Here is a 17,311-nt window from a genome sequence, read left to right on the forward strand (position 1 = left end):
ATCACCTATTTGGTTATGGTAGACAATTTCCTACCGATGCATCCAATTTGAAAGTTGCGAACTTGTTATTTGCTCTCCGTAGAAGCAAAATAGGTTCCAATTATCATGATTAACAATGCAATAATAAATGTTATTGTAGGTATCTGAAGAAAAATAATAAATGAAAGAGCTACACCAATAAACGGAGCGATAGCATAATATGCACTTGTTTTAGCAGCTCCAAGCTCCCTTTGTGCATACACATAAAAATATATACTTAACCCATAAGCAACGAATCCAAGCAAAAGCGTAGCAATTATATAAGCTACATTCATGGAACTTTCTTTAATAATAAATGAGATTAGCAAAGAACCTAGACCTGAACCAAATCCTTTAATAATTACAACTTGTAACGGATCCTTTACTGACAGCATCCTGGTACAGTTATTTTCAAGTCCCCAGCAAATAGATGCAAGTAAAACAAAAATAGAACCAAAAGAAAAAGATAAGCTACTAATATTCTCAAACGAAAGAATAATACTTGAAATTGTAATCAAGCCAATAGCAAACCATAATCTTTTACTAATAGCTTCCTTGAAAATAAAAAGTGCAATTAATGAAGTTGCTACAATTTCAAAATTATTAAGAAGTGATACATTCTCAGGCGTAGTCATAGTTAACCCTATCATAAGAAAAATAGGAGCTAATATGTCTAAAACAACCATACCAACCGTAAAAGGTAGTTCCTTCTTTGTTAATTTCATTTCCTTTTTTAAAGTTCCTGTTTTGTACCGAAATAAAGCTATTACAGACATCCCAATACCTGCACCAAGATATAAAAGACCTGCCATCGTAGTTGGTGGTACTTTATTCAAAAGTATTTTGGAAACTGGAGAACTAATAGCATATAAAGCCGCAGCTAAAATCGCCCAAAGTATTGCACTACTATGTTTTGATTTCAAAATGACATACCTCCCACCTATTTCATAAATTTTTCAACTGCAAGAGATAAATCATCCAAAACCTTATTATCACCAGTTGCTGCTGCATCCGCCACACAATGCTTAATATGGTCCTGTAAAATTATTTTTCCTATGTTATTAACTGCTGATTTTACCGCAGCTATTTGAATTAGAATTTCACTACAATCTCTTCCATTCTGAACCATCTTTTTAACAGATTCTAAATGACCAATAGCTCTTGAAAGACGATTAATAACTGCTTGTGTGTTTTCATGTTTATGCTGCTTACCCATAATTATCACTCCTTCAACATCCCCTACGGGGGGATATTAAAAGTATAACACATTATGATTTGTCTTACAATTAGGTAGAGATAAAATCTAAAATTTGATTCGTAATAAGTTTACTGATACGACTTAGATGAAGGTTTTCTATTAAACACAAATAACTGTAGTTCGTTGCGGGAACATTAATAACGAGGCGGTTAATATGTTTAAAAAATTATTAGTCATCCTGATTGCTTATAAAAGCACATTCTACTAAAATCGCAGGAGCATCTGCATACTTAAGTACTGCTAAGTTATACCCTAGATATTCTTTCGCCACCTGTACTCCCCTATCAGCAAATTATTAGTCTAATTGCAAATTAGAATAACTATGCCTTTGTCTATTATGAATTAAAATATATATAATTATATTTTTATTTTTTCATGATACAATTGACATAATTAACAAATCCAGCTATGATTTTTTATATATTTACTATAGAAGCAATGGTTATGAATATTACTTTTGTAAAAAGGGGGAGGAAATTATAAGAAATTATAAAGATTTTTTTAAAAAACTTACTTTAAAAAGGTCAAACATATATATCCTAATAGCTCTATTGATAGTATCTACCATAAGCATAGCGCTTGTTAAATTGAAAACCATTACTATAATTATCGATGGATATGAAGATAAAGTGTTTACCTATAAAAATACCGTTGAAGAAGTTTTAAAAAGTAAAAAAATCCCATTAGGAGTTAAGGATAAAATATATCCTGACTTAAGCTCTAATATACCTAAAAACGCTTCTATAACTATAAAAAGAGCAGTAAATATCAACCTTATTATAGCTGAGAAAGAGCAAACTATAGAGTCTTCTGAAGAAACTGTGGATTTAATGCTGAAGGCTGAAAATATTGCCTTAAATACTGAAGATAAGATTAAGCCTGATAAAGATACAAAAATATATAAAGATATGAAGATTGAAGTAATTCGTGTAGAAACAAAATCTTTTACTGATATATTACCTATTGATTTCAAGACCTCTGTTAAAACTAACAGTTCTTTACCGAATACTCAAAAAAATATCCTTCAAGAAGGAAAAACTGGTGAAAAGAAAATCATAACTAATGTTACTTATGAGAATGGTAAAGAAGTTGCTAGAAGCATCATAAATGAAGTTGTTGTTAAAGAACCAAGGGACAAGGTTATTGTGCAGGGAACTTATCCTGTGATGCCTATATCTAGAGGAGGTGATCCTGTCCCTTATAGTAAGGTTTTTAAAGCAAAAGCTACTGCTTATTACGCAGTAAGAGGAGTAGGAAAAACCTATACAGCTTCAGGCAGAAAAGCAGTGAGGGATATTAATGGATATAGTACCATAGCAGTGGACCCTAATGTAATACCCTATGGTTCAAGGCTTTTTGTAGAAGGCTATGGCTTTGCAGTAGCTGCTGATACTGGCACAGGAATAGTAGGAAATACCATTGATGTTTTCTTTGATACCTATAAGGAAGCTTGCGATTGGGCCGTAAAGTATGTAAATGTATATATTCTAAAGTAAATTTGAAAAGAGGCGGAATTTCCGCCTCTTTTAGTTAATGCTAATAGAAGAACTTTATATATCTAAAAATCTTTTAAATCTTTCTTCTACCATATCTTTATCCATAATCTGCATTATTGTATAAAGATCTGGAGTATTGCTTCTATGTGTCAATGCACTTCTAACAGCACCTGCTACATCTGAAACCATTCCTTTATAGTTTTCAGGATTTTTCTTAAAGGTCTTTTTATCAGCAGCATAACCAAGTTCTAGAGCCATAGCTTTTAAATTTTCAAACCAAGTATCCTTATCGTTGCTAATATCAAAGATTTTTGCATAGGCTCCAGCAATACGCTTAGCTTCTTCTAAATCCATATTGCTAGGCAGTTCAATATTTTCTTTAACCTCATTGTAGAATAATTCATCAAAGAAATAAAATACTTTTTCTTTAACATCACTCCACTTAGCATAGTCCTTTCTTGGCTTTGGACCTTCTTTATCTATGTTAAATAAAGCTTTACCTCTCTCTTCATACTTAACCATAAAATCATACATTTCCTTGTCATAGTCCTTAGCCCAAGCAATGTATAACTCATATACCTTATCTGCCTTCATTCTGCATATAACATTCTTACTTACATCATTAAGCTTTATTATGTCAAATAAGGCTCCGCTCTTGCTCATTTTTTCTAAAGCTACTGGAAATTCTGTATAATCAGCAGTGGGATTTTCTTCTCTCCATTGTTCAAAATTTGAATTTATTATATTTAAAAGGTATTCTATAACAGACTGAACTGGATATCCTTGTTCTTTATAATAGCTTACAGCACTTTCGGGGTCTTTTCTCTTACTAAGCTTTCTCTTAGTTTCCCCATCTAGCTTCATAACTCCAGGAATATGGCCATATTGCGGTTTTTCAAAACCTAATACTTCAAATAATTGAACATGTATAGGTAAAGATGGTAACCACTCTTCCCCTCTTGTAACATGAGTTGTTCCCATTAAAGCATCATCTATTCCATGAGCAAAGTGATAAGTTGGAAGTCCATCTGACTTGATTATAACTATATCCTGATTGCTCTCTGGGAAAGATATATCTCCCTTTACAAGATCATGGAAATCCACCCTATTTTCTATGTTCCCTGGTGATTTTAGTCTTATAACAAATTTATCTCCCTTTTCTATCCTAGCTATTGCTTCCTTTGAAGTTAAGTCTCTGCACTTAGCCCATTTACCGTAATATCCTGGTGTCTCCTTCATAGCTGTCTGTTCTTCTCTAATAGCATTCATTTCCTCTTCACTGCAAAAGCAAGGATAAGCTAAGCCTCTTCCTATTAAGTCCTTAGCAAAAGTCTTATAAATCTCCCCTCTTTCGCTTTGTTTATATGGACCATACTCTCCTTTTGAAGTGTCTTCTCCTGTCATTCCCTCATCAAAGTCTATGTTAAAGTTATGCATGGTAGCTATAGTATCAGCTATAGCTCCCTCAACCTCTCTCTTTTGATCTGTATCTTCAATTCTTAGATAAAACACTCCTTCGCTTTGCTTTGCTATTCTTTCTGCAGCTAGAGCAGCAAAAACCCCTCCTATGTGCTGAAAGCCTGTTGGTGAAGGTGCATATCTTGTAACCTTAGCCTCACCTTTAAGATTTCTTTTTTTATACTTATCTAAATAGTATTCTGGTGTATGCTTTATTTCTGGTAGCATAACTTCTGCAAGTCTTTTGTTATCCATAATCATCTTCCTTTCTTAACTTTATACTTCTTTATAAAACAAAAAAGCTCTCATCCATAAAATTAGGACGAAAGACTATATTCCGCGGTACCACCTAAATTAGTTATAACAACCCACTTGATATCCTCTATAAGGGAAGGAACCCCATAGACTTACTCCAAAACTTTCAGCCCATAGCTCCAGAGCTTCTTTCCAAGACTAATTTATCGAATTTACACCCTCATCGACTCTCTAAAAATTAGCTTCCTTGTACTCTTCTCCATCTTAGCTTAATATTTACTTCTATAATATTATAACCATATGCATAGGAATTGTAAATATTTATTAAGTATTTTAATGTTCAAAGTTTATAAATGAACTATTCTGTACTACTAAACTTCTAAATTCTGTTATCTACTATATGGAAATACTATAAATAGGTGGTATATAATACTTATATAAACCAATTGCTAGGAGGTAGTATTATGGATTTAACATGGAGTTTAAAGGAGCTTTATCCTTCCTTTGACAGTAATGAATTTAAAGATGATTTAAACGCATTAAAGAATTTAATATCTAGGATCAATAGTGAAGTTAATCAAAATATTCAGGGCAATGACACTAAACTTTCCCTAGAGAAATATATTAAAGACAGTATAAAGCTTACAGAGCAAGCTACAAAACTGTATTCCTTCTGTAGCTTAACCATTTCTGTAGATACTAATAACACTGAAGCCTTAAAATATGATGAAATAATCCAAAAGTTACTAGCAGACCTTGCTGAGAGTGATGCAAAGTATAAGAAATTCATAGGTGCTATAGATAACCTTGAAGAAATTATAGAAGCTAGCCCCCTACTTAAAGAACATGAATTCATGCTAAAAGAAATAAAAGAAAAAAGTAAATATATCCTAAGTGATAAAGAAGAAGCTATTATTGCAAAAATGCAGACTACTGGCTCCTCTGCTTGGTCTACCCTAAAGGAATCCCTAGTTTCAAAGCTCATGGTAGATATAGAGCTCAATGGAGAAAAGAAGTCTTTGCCGCTTACAGAGATTAGAAATCTAGCTTATAATAAAGATGCTAAGATTAGAAAAACAGCTTATTATGCAGAACTAGAGAGCTATAAAAAAATAGAAGAATCCGTAGCTGCTGCTCTAAATGGTATAAAAGGCGAGGTAGTAACCACATCAACTTTAAGAGGCTATGAATCTCCACTGCATGAATCCTTATCTATATCAAGAATGGATATGGAAGCCTTAGATGCTATGTTAAATGCTATGAGAGAATATCTTCCTCACTTTAGAGCCTACTTAAAAAAGAAAGCTGAAATGCTTGGCTATAAAAACGGTCTACCTTTTTATGAATTGTTTGCGCCTATAGGTGAAGTTAATATGACTTATAGCTATGATGAAGCAAAGGATTTTGTTGAAGAAAACTTCAGAAGCTTTAGCCATAAGCTTGCGGACTTTGCAAGGAGAGCTTTTGATGGTAATTGGATTGATGTACTTCCTCGAGAAGGAAAAGTAGCAGGCGCTTTCTGTGCTGGTCTTCACACTTTAGGTCAAAGCAGAATAATGCTTAACTTTGGCGGAAGCCTTAGTGACGTTATAACCTTAGCTCACGAACTTGGTCACGGATACCACGGAGATTGCTTATTAGGAGAATCTATACTAAACTCTGATTATCCAATGCCCATTGCAGAAACCGCTTCTACCTTCTGTGAAACTATTGTAAAGAAGGCTGCTCTAAAGAAAGCTTCAAAGGAAGAGGCTATTACTATATTAGAAGGAGAACTTCAAGATTCTACTCAAGTTATAGTAGATATCTACAGCAGATTCCTCTTTGAAAAAGAGCTTTTTAGTAGAAGAAAGGAAGCCGCTATAACCCCAGAGGAGCTCAAAAACATAATGCTTTCAGCTCAAAAGGAAGCTTATGGTGAAGGTCTTGATGAAAGCTTACTACATCCTTATATGTGGATATGTAAACCTCATTATTATTCTGCAGGATATAATTTCTACAACTTCCCTTATGCCTTTGGCTTACTTTTTGCAAAAGGACTTTATGCAGAATACCTAAAGAAAGGCGAAGTCTTTGTAGAAGAATATGATAAACTTTTAGCCTTAACAGGAAAGAAAAATGCAGCTGAAGTTACTAAAGTAATGAATATAGATATTCACGACATAAATTTCTGGAGAGGATCCTTAGAAATTATTAAAGGTGACATTGAGGACTTCATAAAACTAAGCAGTAATTAATATATCAAATAGAGCTACTGAACAAAAGGTATCTGCCCATAAGCAGATACCTTTTAAAAATAATATTATTCTTCTTTTAAATAATGATTAAACCAATTTGTTATTTCTTCAAGCCTTCTTATTCTGTGTTTTGGTTTTCCACTTCTGCTTAATTCATGATTTTCTCCTCTGAACATACATAGCTTTGAATCTATGCCATGGTATTTAAGCGCAGTAAACATTTGAAAAGCTTCAGCAATCCAGCATCTATAGTCTTCGTCAGAGTGAAGAAATAAAGTTGGTGTTTTAACCTTATCTGCATATCTTAGTGGAGAGTGCCACCATAATTTATCCGGGTCACCCCATGGTGTAGCGGCTTGTTGATCCTCTACAAAGTAATAGCCTATATCTGTAGTTCCAAATTTGGAAATCCAATTAGATATACTCCTTTGTGAAGCAGCAGCCTTAAATCTGTCTGTATGCCCTATTATCCAATTAGTCATAAAACCGCCATAAGAACCGCCAGTTACCCCTACTCTATTTGCATCTATATTGGTATATTTATTTAACACTTCATCGGTAAACTTCATTATATCATCATAATCTATGGTACCATATTTTCCTCGTATATCTGCAAACTCATTACCTTTGCCATCACTTCCTCTTGGATTACAGAAGAATACAAAGTAACCTTCATTTGCCCAATACTGCATCTCATGATAGAATACCTCTCCATAAACAGTCTTAGGTCCTCCATGTATATCAAGTATTGCTGGGTATTTTTTATTTTCATCAAAGTTTATAGGTTTTAAAATCCACCCATCTATAACTATTCCTAGTGCAGTTTCCACTGCTAATTTTTCAAAAGAAGATAGGTTTCTTTCTTTAATAACCCATTCATTAAAATTAGTTAATTGGCATTCCTTTTTATTATCTAATGCATATAATTCTTGAAGCTTTAATCCTCTTAATGCCACAAATAAAACTTTACCATCCTTCACAGTATAGCTATCCACGGAACCTTTAGTATCTATTATCTTTTCAATATTCCCATCAATGTCTATTCTGTTTAAATAAGAACTGTCTTCTTCCGTGGTTATAAAGTATATATATTCTTCGTCCTTCTTTACAGATGATGAGCCTCCATATCTACAGTCTGACCCCACTGAATTCCATGTGCTCTTTTCAAAGTCCGGGGTTATACAAATCATTTCTTTTGTTTTTATATTAATCTTATAAAATTTACTATTTTCATTATTGCCATATCTTTGCATATAACTTCCTAGGCAAATAATAGTATCCTCATTTATAAAGTCTGCGTAAACACAGGAAAATTCATTTTCATTAATTAGTGTATTTAATTGCCTATTGTTTAAATCATAAACAAAAATATTGTTTGTTATGGGAAGTTTGTCCTTAAAGGTATCAGCAATAAATACAACTTTGGATTTATCTGAGCTCACATTAAAGGATCCTACACTCATTAATTCTTCAGTTATAGCCTCATACTTATTAGTATCTATATCATATAAGTATAGCCTATTTCTTTTTTTATTGGTAAAACCTCCTCCATTGCTCCAAAATGGAATCTCATCTATTATTTCATAATCCTTCTCTTCTTTCCTTCTCTTTAATTCCTTAGATTTATCTTCATCTTTTAGACCCTCCAAGGTCTTTTCGGCTGGATTAAAAATAGATGAAAAAATAAACTTATTTTTGTTTATTTCCTTTATTTCCCCTACGGACATTGGCACCCTGAAAAATTTTTCGGCTTCTCCCCCATGGATGTTTATCTTATAAAACTGAGTAAATTTCTCTCCACTTTCCAGTTTCTCTTTATCTTTTTCATCCCTTACACTTTGAAATACTATATGTTCACTATCTCCTAACCATATGAAGTTAGATTCCTTATTAAAAGAAGTTAATTTATAGTGCTTATTCTCTTCTACATTATGAATCCATAGGTTTGAAGCATATTTATTTTCCTCAACTAACGGCTCATGTAATACAAAGCAAGCATAATTCCCCTCAGAGCATAGATTAACTCCTGACAAAAATTTATACCTTGTAAAGTCATCCAATTTTAAGTTCTCCATGTTTAGCCCCCCATTATAAATAATATTTTTTATTTTACTATTATTATACTATAATATAAGATATGTTTTTATGGTTATATCTAAGCTTTGCTTGAAATCTTATTTAAATAATTCAAAAACTGTACTTATCAATATAATATCTTCTCACAAAATATCAAGATCAAAGACCTAGTGTTGAAATTTTCACCTTTGCATCCTTACTATGAATATAGTCATGACCACCCGTAAAACGGGTGGCATGCTCTAGCCCTATAAGGGCATGATACTGGCCGTGTCTCAAGACACGCTGAATAGTCCGCCAACCGCATATTTTCTCAGGCTGCCCCTAAAGGGGCTGTTTATTTTTTGCCTTTATCTTCTGACTCACCCGTAAACGGGTCAATAAATTCCTTTAAACTTATTTGGTCAGCTGCTATATCTTCTTGTAGTTGGTTTTTTATATACTCTTGTATTGCCTTTTTATTTCTTTCTACTGTATCTACATATTACCCACGGCACCAAAACTGCCTGTTTCCGTACTTATATTTCAGATTTGCATGTCTATCAAATATCATAAGTGAACTTTTACCTTTCAAATATCCCATAAACTGCGACACACTTAACTTAGGTGGTATACTAACTAACATATGAATGTGATCTACACATGCATTTGCTTCTATTATCTCCACACCTTTATGTTCACACAATTTCCTTAATATATGTCCTATATCCTTCTTTACCTTTCCATATATAACTTGCCTTCTATACTTTGGAGCAAATACTATATGATATTTGCAATTCCACTTACTATGTGATAAACTTTCTGTATCCATTTGGATAACCTCCTTTGTTCTTTGTTTGGTTGGCGAACCTAACTTTAGATTATCAAAGGAGGTTTATTTTTTCTACTCATAGCTATAAGCATTTTAGAACCACCGGTATAACCGGTGGTATTCGTAAAACAAATAAAAAACAGCAGAAATACTTCTGCTCAGACTGTTGATAAACATTTTATGGGAATACCCGCTGTGGCGGGTATTTTTTCTTTGCAAAAAGGATTTTTAACTTCGGTGTAGAATATTATACTGATAGGATAGTATGAGGTGATAAAGCATGATTAAAGAAAATAATTCTGCACAGCAGAAACTAGAATTAGTATATATTGAAAACTTGGTTCCACAAAATCATTTGTTACGAAAGATTGATAAATGCATTGATTTCTCGTTTATTAGAGAATTAACAAAGGAGTACTACTGTCTTGATAATGGCAGACCAGCTATTGACCCGATAGTTCTTTTTAAGATGCTACTGATAGGTTACATATTTGGAATAAGATCAGAAAGAAGACTTGTAGAAGAAATTGAAGTTAATATAGCGTATAGATGGTTTTTGGGTTTCTCGTTATCAGAAAAGATTCCAGATCATTCAACCATTAGCAAAAATAGAACTAAGCGCTTTAGCGAATCAGATGTATACCAGAAGATATTTGATAAAATAGTGGACATTGCTATTGAGAAAAAACTGGTAAGTGGCAAGATACTTTATACAGATTCTACACATATAAAGGCAAATGCCAATAAGAATAAATTCACCAATGAAGAAATAACTGCATCAACCAAAGATTATCTAAATGATCTTGATGATGCAGTAAATAAGTCAAGAGAAGACCATGGTCAGACACCTCTAAAAAAAAAGCTTCCAGATAAAATAGAGAAGAATAGAAAAGTAAGTACAACTGATCCAGATAGCGGATTTATGACAAGAGATGGAAAGCCAAAAGGGTTCTTTTACCTTGAGCATAGAACTGTTGATGGTAGGTATAACATTATCCTTGATAGCTACGTAACCCCTGGAAATATCAATGATGACGAACCTTATGTGGATAGAGTTGACACAATAATAGACAAATTTAAGTTTGATACTAAGTATGCAGTAGCTGATGCAGGATATTCAACAGCTCCAACTATAAAGAAACTCTCAGAAAAAAGTTATCAGGCAGTGTTAGGTTTTAGAATGGGACCACATGTAAAAGGCAAATTTACTAAACTAAGATTTCAGTATGTACCTGAACATGATCTATATGTTTGTCCAGGTGCAGCACCATTGCGTTATAAGACAACAACAAGACAAGGATATAAAGAATATGTAAGTGATAAGTTCTACTGTGATAATTGTTCGTTACGAGAAAAGTGCTTGACATCAGATAAAGCTGATGTCAGGACAATTAGACGGCATGTATGGGAGGAGTTAAAGGAAAAGGTTTTTGACTTTCTTAGATCTGATAAAGGTAACGGTATCTATAAACGTAGAAAGGAAACTATAGAGCGCAGCTTCGCAGATTCAAAAGAACGGCATGGGCTTCGCTACGCTCGCTTCCGCGGATTACCCAAAGTTAGTGAACAGTGCCTACTAACATCAGTAGCACAGAATATAAAGAAGATTGCATTGGTGTTATCACGCCAATGCTCGTACTCTTAGGAGAGAAAATACCAATTTTTACGTGAGTTTTTCACCTACCCACGCCCACAGTATGGATTTTTTTGCTGTTAAAAAACCTCATCAGGATTTTCATAAAATCCGATGGGGTTTTTCAACATCCTGAGCAGAAATACTTCTGCTGCTTATTTAAAATATGGTATACGTATATTTCTTATCATCTAAACTAAAATTTAAACTTTTCAATAAAGAATCAACATCACCTTTAAAAGTAAAACAGACTAATTTATTGTCATTTTCAAAAACCATTAAGAATGGATTATCATTAGTGGGTAGCATTATAATAACTCTATCTACAAAACAGTTTATCCATTTACTCTGTACTTTTAAAGATGGGTTTAAAGTAAGCTTAATAGCATAACCTTCCTTAGGGACAGGATCAAATTTACTATAAACCCCATCGATAGCATTAAGATAGTTATAAACCAAGCTTTCAATCTCTGAATTTGACTGAATTAATTTTACAACCTTACCTTCATCTATACTAAAGATTTCTATATACCTAAACTCTTCTGCTTTTGCATTTATAGGTATTAAGAAAACAACAATAATAAATAAAATCAGCTTCTTAATCATTTAGCATCACCTCATTATTATTGTTTCCTAAACCTTAGCCTATCATCCAACTTATTATCTTTCTAGGGCTCCTCTATATCCGCTGGTTCCACCAGAAACATTGATTACATTAAAGCCTTTAGATTTTAAATAGTTGCAGGTCCTTGAACTTCTTGCTCCAGATTGGCATATCAAATAATATTCTTTGGACTTATCTAGGTACTTATCACATTCCGGAATTATTTTATCCATAGGAATATTTTTTGCTGTTGGTACATGGCCGCTTCTGTATTCATAAATTTCTCTAATATCTATTAGATTTATCTTACCAAATAATTTGTCTAATTCATTTACATTTACTGATTTTACACTATTTCTATTAAAAAATGAAAACATATATACTCCTCCTAAATATTTTTAATTACAATAATTTGCTTTTAGTGCTTCGATTAACTTTGCAATCCTATTATCTTGTATGGAATAGGTTATTGTGAGACCATTTCTATTAGAGGCTAATATCTTATGTGCCTTTAATATAGACAAATGCTGAGATAGCGCGGATTGAGTTAAATTATCTAATTTTTCGTGAAGCTCACTTACCGTCATTGGATCATCTATTAAATAACATACTATCATCAATCTATTTTCATTAGATAATACCTTTAACAAATCAGATATTTCTTTTGCCTTTTCTAACATTTATACACCTTCTTAGTCTTAAAATTTACAGAATACTATATAAGTATATTAGTAATTTCTAATATACTTATATAGTATTCTGTAATTTAAAATTTGTCAATAATAATTATTATTAATACTTTTAATAATTCTATTCAAAAAATAACCCTTGAATTTTAGGCACTTTTTCAGTGCCAAAACTTCAAGGGTTATTTTTTAATATTTTTTCAATATAAGGTATCCATGAAAACACTCTATTTTGTTTCTTGCACTCTCCAATCAAAAGCCTAAAATAATCTCTATCTATATCATTAAAAAATTCTTTATCTTCTAAACTTATCCACAAAAGCTGTTGTAATCCTTTTTCTTCATCAGGTACATCTACATCTTCCGGATCATAGCCTAAAACACATTTTTGATTTCCAATGTCTACAAGAAATGTAGAGTGATGTTCTTTTAGCTCCTTAGAAAATTTTAAAATTATACTTCCTGTAACTCCAGCTTCTTCTTTAAGCTCTCTAAAAAGAGCTTCTTCACTAGTCTCATCATCTTCAATGCCACCACCAACAAAAAAATGCCTAAGTTCTCCACTTTTTCTTGCATAGCCGTAGGCAAAAAGTATACAGTTATCTCTAATTATAATAGCTTGAGCCCTTCTTCTTTTATTTCGTGCCATAATATTCACCCTAACTGATATTTTATTATAAATAGTATATCATAGAAATAAAGTTATATTAATTAATTTGATTTTGCTCCTGAAGCCCCATTACTTTTCATTATTTTTTTTATTCCAGCTGTTGCTTCCACCTTACCATCTGGCAAAACCCATATAGCCTCCACCCCTTCAATACTCTCTACGAGTGTACGACTTTGCTCAAAAGGCATTAAATATGTAGTAGTTGACAAAAAATCTGCTACTCCTGAGTCTTCAGTTACTATAGTCACTGCCCTATAATAATCTCCTGGCATAAGAGTTTGAGGATCTATAAGATGATGCATTAATTTACCATCTACAATATAATACCTTTGATAATCTCCACTGCTAACAACAGAAGCATTGTTTAGAAAAATTGTATCAAGTATATTATCTTCATCGGATACTATTGACTTTTCAGGGTCTTGTATTCCAATACCCCAGCGCTGGCGAACGCCATCAAGGGGCTTTCCCAGCACTCTTATATTACCTCCAGAGCTTATGATTCCAGATATAAGTCCTGCCTCCATAATTTCTTTTGCCACAATTTCAGTGGCATATCCTTTGGCTACTGCCCCTAGATCGAGGCTCATTCTTTTATCCTCTAGATATACTGTACTATTTTCACTATCAACTATTACTTTGTTTATATCCGTATATTTAGCAGCTTCTTTAAGTTCCTTCATATCAGGTATTTTTGCATTTTCAGGATCGTTTTTTCCCTGCTCACGATATTCGTGCCATATCCTAAGCACTGATCCCATAGCAATATTAGTTCGCCCCCCAGTACGGTTATACCAGTCTTTTGAAAAAAGAATAAGGTCTATTATCTCCTTTTCCACTTTTACTGGTTTTATTCCAGCGTTATCATTTATTGTTTTTAAATTATTTATTCCTTCATAATCATTATATATGTCATATAATTTATGTAATTTTTGAAATCTAGTATGGATCTTTTCCATATAAGAGTTAAACTCCTGCTCACTCTTAGTGTAAGCTACCACCATGGTCATGGTATTGAAGGTATCAAAAAAACTTTCACTATATTTACTATACTCATTTTTTTGCTTGCTTTGGCAGCCAGTAAAAGTAAGTGTCAGTAAAAGTACTGCTATTAAGCCAGAGGTTATCTTTCGCATTGGCACTCCTCCCTTATTTATTGCTAGAAGCTTCAATTTTAAACAAAGCTCCCCCACTTGCGGTGAGGGAGCTTATAATCACTAAATTCATTCCATCCTATTTTGCATTAGCATATGCTTCTGCAACTCCAGCAATATAATCTTGAACTGTTACAGTAACAAGAGAAGTAAGTTCAGCTACATCTGGTACTGATGGATGATTATCATCCTTCTTCTTAACCTTCATAGCCTTAATCTGATCAACAGTCTTGCCATTCATCCATTTTTGAAGTTCAGCTATCTGTTGATACCATTCCTTTTTAATTTGTGAGCCCTTTACCATTCCATAGGCATCACCAAGTTCAACCTTAGTCTTTTGAGGAGCTTTTTTATCTGAAGTTACTTTACCGTCTTTACCATATTGAACCTTAGTTTGTGCATTGTCTATTATAACTCCTACAACCTTACCATCCTTATCAAAGGCTGATGCAACCATAACTGTATCAACTTGACCTGCTGGAAGAACCTCTTTTCCATCTTTGTCCACTCCAAGTGCCTTTGAATTAGCAATTGAAACATCATGACCAAGACCAACCTTTACAGCAGCACCTTTAATCTCCACAGCAGTTTTATATGCTTCCTCTAAAGCAGCAATATAATCTTGAACTGTTATGGTAACAAGAGAGGTAAGCTCAGCTACATCTGGCACTGATGGATGATCATTATCCTTCTTCTTAACCTTCATATTTTTAATCTCATCAACAGTCTTACCCTTCATCCATTTTTCAAGCTCAGCTATCTGTTGATACCATTCCTTCTTAATTTGAGAACCTTTTACCATGCCATAAGCATCCCCAAGCTCAACCTTGGTTTTTAATTTGTCCTTAATATTAGATTTAAGTTTAAGATCTTTTTCAAAATCTACCTTGCTCTGAGCATTATCAATAGTTACCTTAACAACTTTTCCATCCTTATCGAAGGCAGCAGCAACCATTACTGTGTCAACTTGAGCAGTTGGAAGGACCTCCTTACCATCTTTGTCCACTCCAAGATCCTTAGAACTATTAATTGAAGTGACATGACCAAGACCTATTTTTGCTATGGTAGAATCATTAGACGGTGTGTTAGGTGATTGATTATTTGTAGTAGGTTTTGTTGATGCACACCCTGTTAACATAGCAATTGTAAAAACAGGCACTAAAAAAATTGAAAGTGCTTTTTTCATATTTTTCCCTCCACATTTCCAATTAAACATATTTTGCTAATTTTACTTTCATCTAAATTTTACCACATTGTTAACAGATAGACAATATTTTTTTACAAAACGTTTACTATTTATTTTATCTTAGCTTTATAGCTAGTATAATAAGACTATATAAAGATTTAATCTCCAGGTGAAAATTCTCTCATTATGCATTCTGCTACTTTAACACCATCTATAGCTGAGGATATAATTCCACCTGCATATCCTGATCCCTCTCCTACTGGATATAATCCCTTTAAAGAAATACTTTCTAAGAATTCATTTCTAATTATCTTCACGGGTGCAGAAGTTCTAGTTTCTATACCAGTTAGCACACTATCTGAAGCTCCATATCCTTTAATTTTACTATCAAAATTATTTATTCCTATCTTTAATGCATCGATAATATATGGTGGAAGACATTTACTTAATTCTCTGAATTCATATCCTGGTCTATAGCTAGGCATTACTCTGCCAAGTTTTGTACTCCTTCTGTCTTTTAAAAAATCTCCTACTAATTGAACAGGAGCTATGTAGTCTCCAACTAAATTATAAGCAAGTTCTTCATAATATCTTTGGAACTCCATACCCTTTAAAGGAGAGCTTCCTTGGAAATCTTCTGGATTAACGGTAACCACCAAGGCAGAGTTTGCATTTTCTTTATTCCTTTTGTAGTAACTCATACCATTAGTAACTAGCCTTTTTTCCTCAGAGGCAGCTGCTACAACCTCTCCACCGGGACACATACAAAAACTATAAACGGATCTATTAAACCTTTTTATATTATGAACAAGTCTATAATCTGCCGCCTTTAATCTAGGATGTCCAGCAAATCTTCCATATTGGTTTTCATTAATAAAATCCTGTAAGTGCTCAATTCTAACACCTAAGGTAAAGGCTTTTGGCTCCATAGCAATACCAATATTATTTAGCATTTCATAAGTATCCCTTGAACTATGTCCAGTTGCTAAAATTAATACTTCACAAGGAATTTCATTATCATTAACTATAATAGATTTGACCCTTCCATCATTATAATTAATATGCTGAAGTTTACTATTAAAATGTATTTCTCCACCTAAAGATATTATTTCTTCTCTAATATTTTTGACTACGTCCTTTAAAATATCTGTACCTATATGAGGCTTACCCCTATAAATAATTTCTTCCTTTGCCCCAGCTTTTATAAACTCTTCTAATATAAAATCACATCTTCTATCCTTTATCTTAGTAGTAAGCTTTCCATCAGAAAAAGTACCAGCGCCACCTTCACCAAATTGTACATTCGATTCTATGTTTAACTTACCTGCCTTCCAAAATTTTTCCACAGAGATAGTTCTGCATTCTACATTTTCCCCTCTTTCTATGATTAAGGGTTTATAGCCCTTTCTTGCAAGAAGTAATGAAGCAAATATACCTGCTGGGCCAAAACCTATGATTACAGGTCTTTCAGTAAGTTTTCTCTCCCCTATAATAATCTCTTCTAATACAATGGGCTTTTCCAGCCTAATATCGTTATCAGTTATACTCTTAATCACCTTCTCTTCATCATCACACTCTATATCTAAACAATAATTGAATTTAATATTATTTCTTTTTCTGGCATCTATGGATTCTTTCACTATCTTTAATTTTTTTATATGATTTTCTTTTATATTTAATTTTATAGCCGCCCTTTTGTATAATAACTCCGTTTCTTCCTCTATATCCAGAATTAAATTGTTTATTCTTATACTCATAAATTTCCTCCT

General features: G+C 33.0%; 15 protein-coding genes, 1 pseudogene and 1 other annotated feature. Of the genes and pseudogenes, 3 read left to right on the plus strand and 13 right to left on the minus strand.

From position 1 onward, the window contains the following. Positions 1-65: 65 nt before the first annotated feature. The 3 genes from BN2665_RS14855 to BN2665_RS26315 all read right to left on the minus strand — a co-directional run bounded on the left by BN2665_RS14855 (position 66) and on the right by BN2665_RS26315 (position 1,547). Positions 66-941 (minus strand): DMT family transporter, encoded by an 876-nt coding sequence (locus BN2665_RS14855; protein WP_055667883.1) that lies wholly within the window; start codon positions 939-941, stop codon positions 66-68. Positions 942-958: 17 nt separating this feature from the next. After that, positions 959-1,234, minus strand: coding sequence for a metal-sensing transcriptional repressor (locus tag BN2665_RS14860; protein WP_055667884.1), 276 nt, complete (start codon positions 1,232-1,234; stop codon positions 959-961). A gap of 211 nt (positions 1,235-1,445) precedes the next feature. Beyond that, positions 1,446-1,547 (minus strand): N-acetylmuramoyl-L-alanine amidase, encoded by a 102-nt coding sequence (locus tag BN2665_RS26315; RefSeq protein WP_074042316.1) that lies wholly within the window; start codon positions 1,545-1,547, stop codon positions 1,446-1,448. Positions 1,548-1,863: 316 nt separating this feature from the next. Here BN2665_RS26315 and BN2665_RS14865 point away from each other — a divergent pair, with 316 nt between their 5' ends. Continuing rightward, positions 1,864-2,772, plus strand: a complete 909-nt coding sequence (locus tag BN2665_RS14865) for a 3D domain-containing protein (protein WP_154674955.1) — start codon at positions 1,864-1,866, stop codon at positions 2,770-2,772. A gap of 54 nt (positions 2,773-2,826) precedes the next feature. Here BN2665_RS14865 and gltX read toward each other — a convergent pair whose 3' ends face one another. After that, complete coding sequence (gene gltX / locus BN2665_RS14870; protein WP_055667886.1) at positions 2,827-4,485, minus strand: glutamate--tRNA ligase; 1,659 nt, start codon at positions 4,483-4,485, stop codon at positions 2,827-2,829. A gap of 60 nt (positions 4,486-4,545) precedes the next feature. Next, positions 4,546-4,760: a binding site (T-box leader), on the minus strand. A 189-nt stretch (positions 4,761-4,949) separates the two neighbouring features. On the opposite strand from gltX, the gene BN2665_RS14875 reads away from it, so the two are divergent. Then, entirely contained in the window at positions 4,950-6,722 is a 1,773-nt protein-coding gene (locus BN2665_RS14875) for a M3 family oligoendopeptidase (RefSeq protein WP_055667887.1), read from the plus strand. Between the two features lie 65 nt (positions 6,723-6,787). On the opposite strand, the gene BN2665_RS14880 is transcribed toward BN2665_RS14875, so the two are convergent. Both BN2665_RS14880 and tnpA read right to left on the minus strand, forming a co-directional pair. Beyond that, positions 6,788-8,797, minus strand: a complete 2,010-nt coding sequence (locus BN2665_RS14880; RefSeq protein WP_055667888.1) for a S9 family peptidase — start codon at positions 8,795-8,797, stop codon at positions 6,788-6,790. A gap of 338 nt (positions 8,798-9,135) precedes the next feature. Beyond that, positions 9,136-9,609 (minus strand): annotated as a pseudogene (gene tnpA, locus BN2665_RS14885) (IS200/IS605 family transposase). Between the two features lie 280 nt (positions 9,610-9,889). Here tnpA and BN2665_RS14890 point away from each other — a divergent pair. After that, positions 9,890-11,254 (plus strand): IS1182 family transposase, encoded by a 1,365-nt coding sequence (locus tag BN2665_RS14890; protein ID WP_055667889.1) that lies wholly within the window; start codon positions 9,890-9,892, stop codon positions 11,252-11,254. A gap of 147 nt (positions 11,255-11,401) precedes the next feature. Here the strand turns inward: BN2665_RS14890 and BN2665_RS14895 are convergent, their stop codons facing one another. The 7 genes from BN2665_RS14895 to BN2665_RS14925 form a co-directional block, all read right to left on the minus strand. Further along, positions 11,402-11,848 carry a hypothetical protein gene (locus BN2665_RS14895; protein WP_055667890.1) on the minus strand — a complete coding sequence of 149 codons (447 nt, stop codon included), beginning with the start codon at positions 11,846-11,848 and terminating at the stop codon, positions 11,402-11,404. Between the two features lie 54 nt (positions 11,849-11,902). Beyond that, positions 11,903-12,223: a rhodanese-like domain-containing protein gene (locus BN2665_RS14900; RefSeq protein WP_055667891.1), complete on the minus strand. Its 321-nt coding sequence runs from the start codon at positions 12,221-12,223 to the stop codon at positions 11,903-11,905. Positions 12,224-12,244: 21 nt separating this feature from the next. Further along, on the minus strand, positions 12,245-12,526 hold the full coding sequence (locus BN2665_RS14905) for an ArsR/SmtB family transcription factor (RefSeq protein WP_055667892.1): 282 nt from the start codon (positions 12,524-12,526) through the stop codon (positions 12,245-12,247). 181 nt (positions 12,527-12,707) lie between these two features. Then, positions 12,708-13,181: an NUDIX domain-containing protein gene (locus tag BN2665_RS14910; RefSeq protein ID WP_055667893.1), complete on the minus strand. Its 474-nt coding sequence runs from the start codon at positions 13,179-13,181 to the stop codon at positions 12,708-12,710. Between the two features lie 62 nt (positions 13,182-13,243). Next, the gene (locus tag BN2665_RS14915; RefSeq protein WP_055667894.1) at positions 13,244-14,338 is read right to left on the minus strand and encodes an FAD:protein FMN transferase; all 1,095 of its coding nucleotides are present in this window, start codon (positions 14,336-14,338) and stop codon (positions 13,244-13,246) included. Between the two features lie 97 nt (positions 14,339-14,435). Further along, positions 14,436-15,542 (minus strand): hypothetical protein, encoded by a 1,107-nt coding sequence (locus BN2665_RS14920; protein WP_055667895.1) that lies wholly within the window; start codon positions 15,540-15,542, stop codon positions 14,436-14,438. Positions 15,543-15,700: 158 nt separating this feature from the next. Beyond that, entirely contained in the window at positions 15,701-17,299 is a 1,599-nt protein-coding gene (locus BN2665_RS14925) for an NAD(P)/FAD-dependent oxidoreductase (RefSeq protein WP_055667896.1), read from the minus strand. Between the last annotated feature and the right edge of the window lie 12 nt (positions 17,300-17,311).

The organism is Desnuesiella massiliensis (assembly GCF_001403615.1).
GTDB lineage: Bacteria > Bacillota > Clostridia > Clostridiales > Clostridiaceae > Desnuesiella > Desnuesiella massiliensis.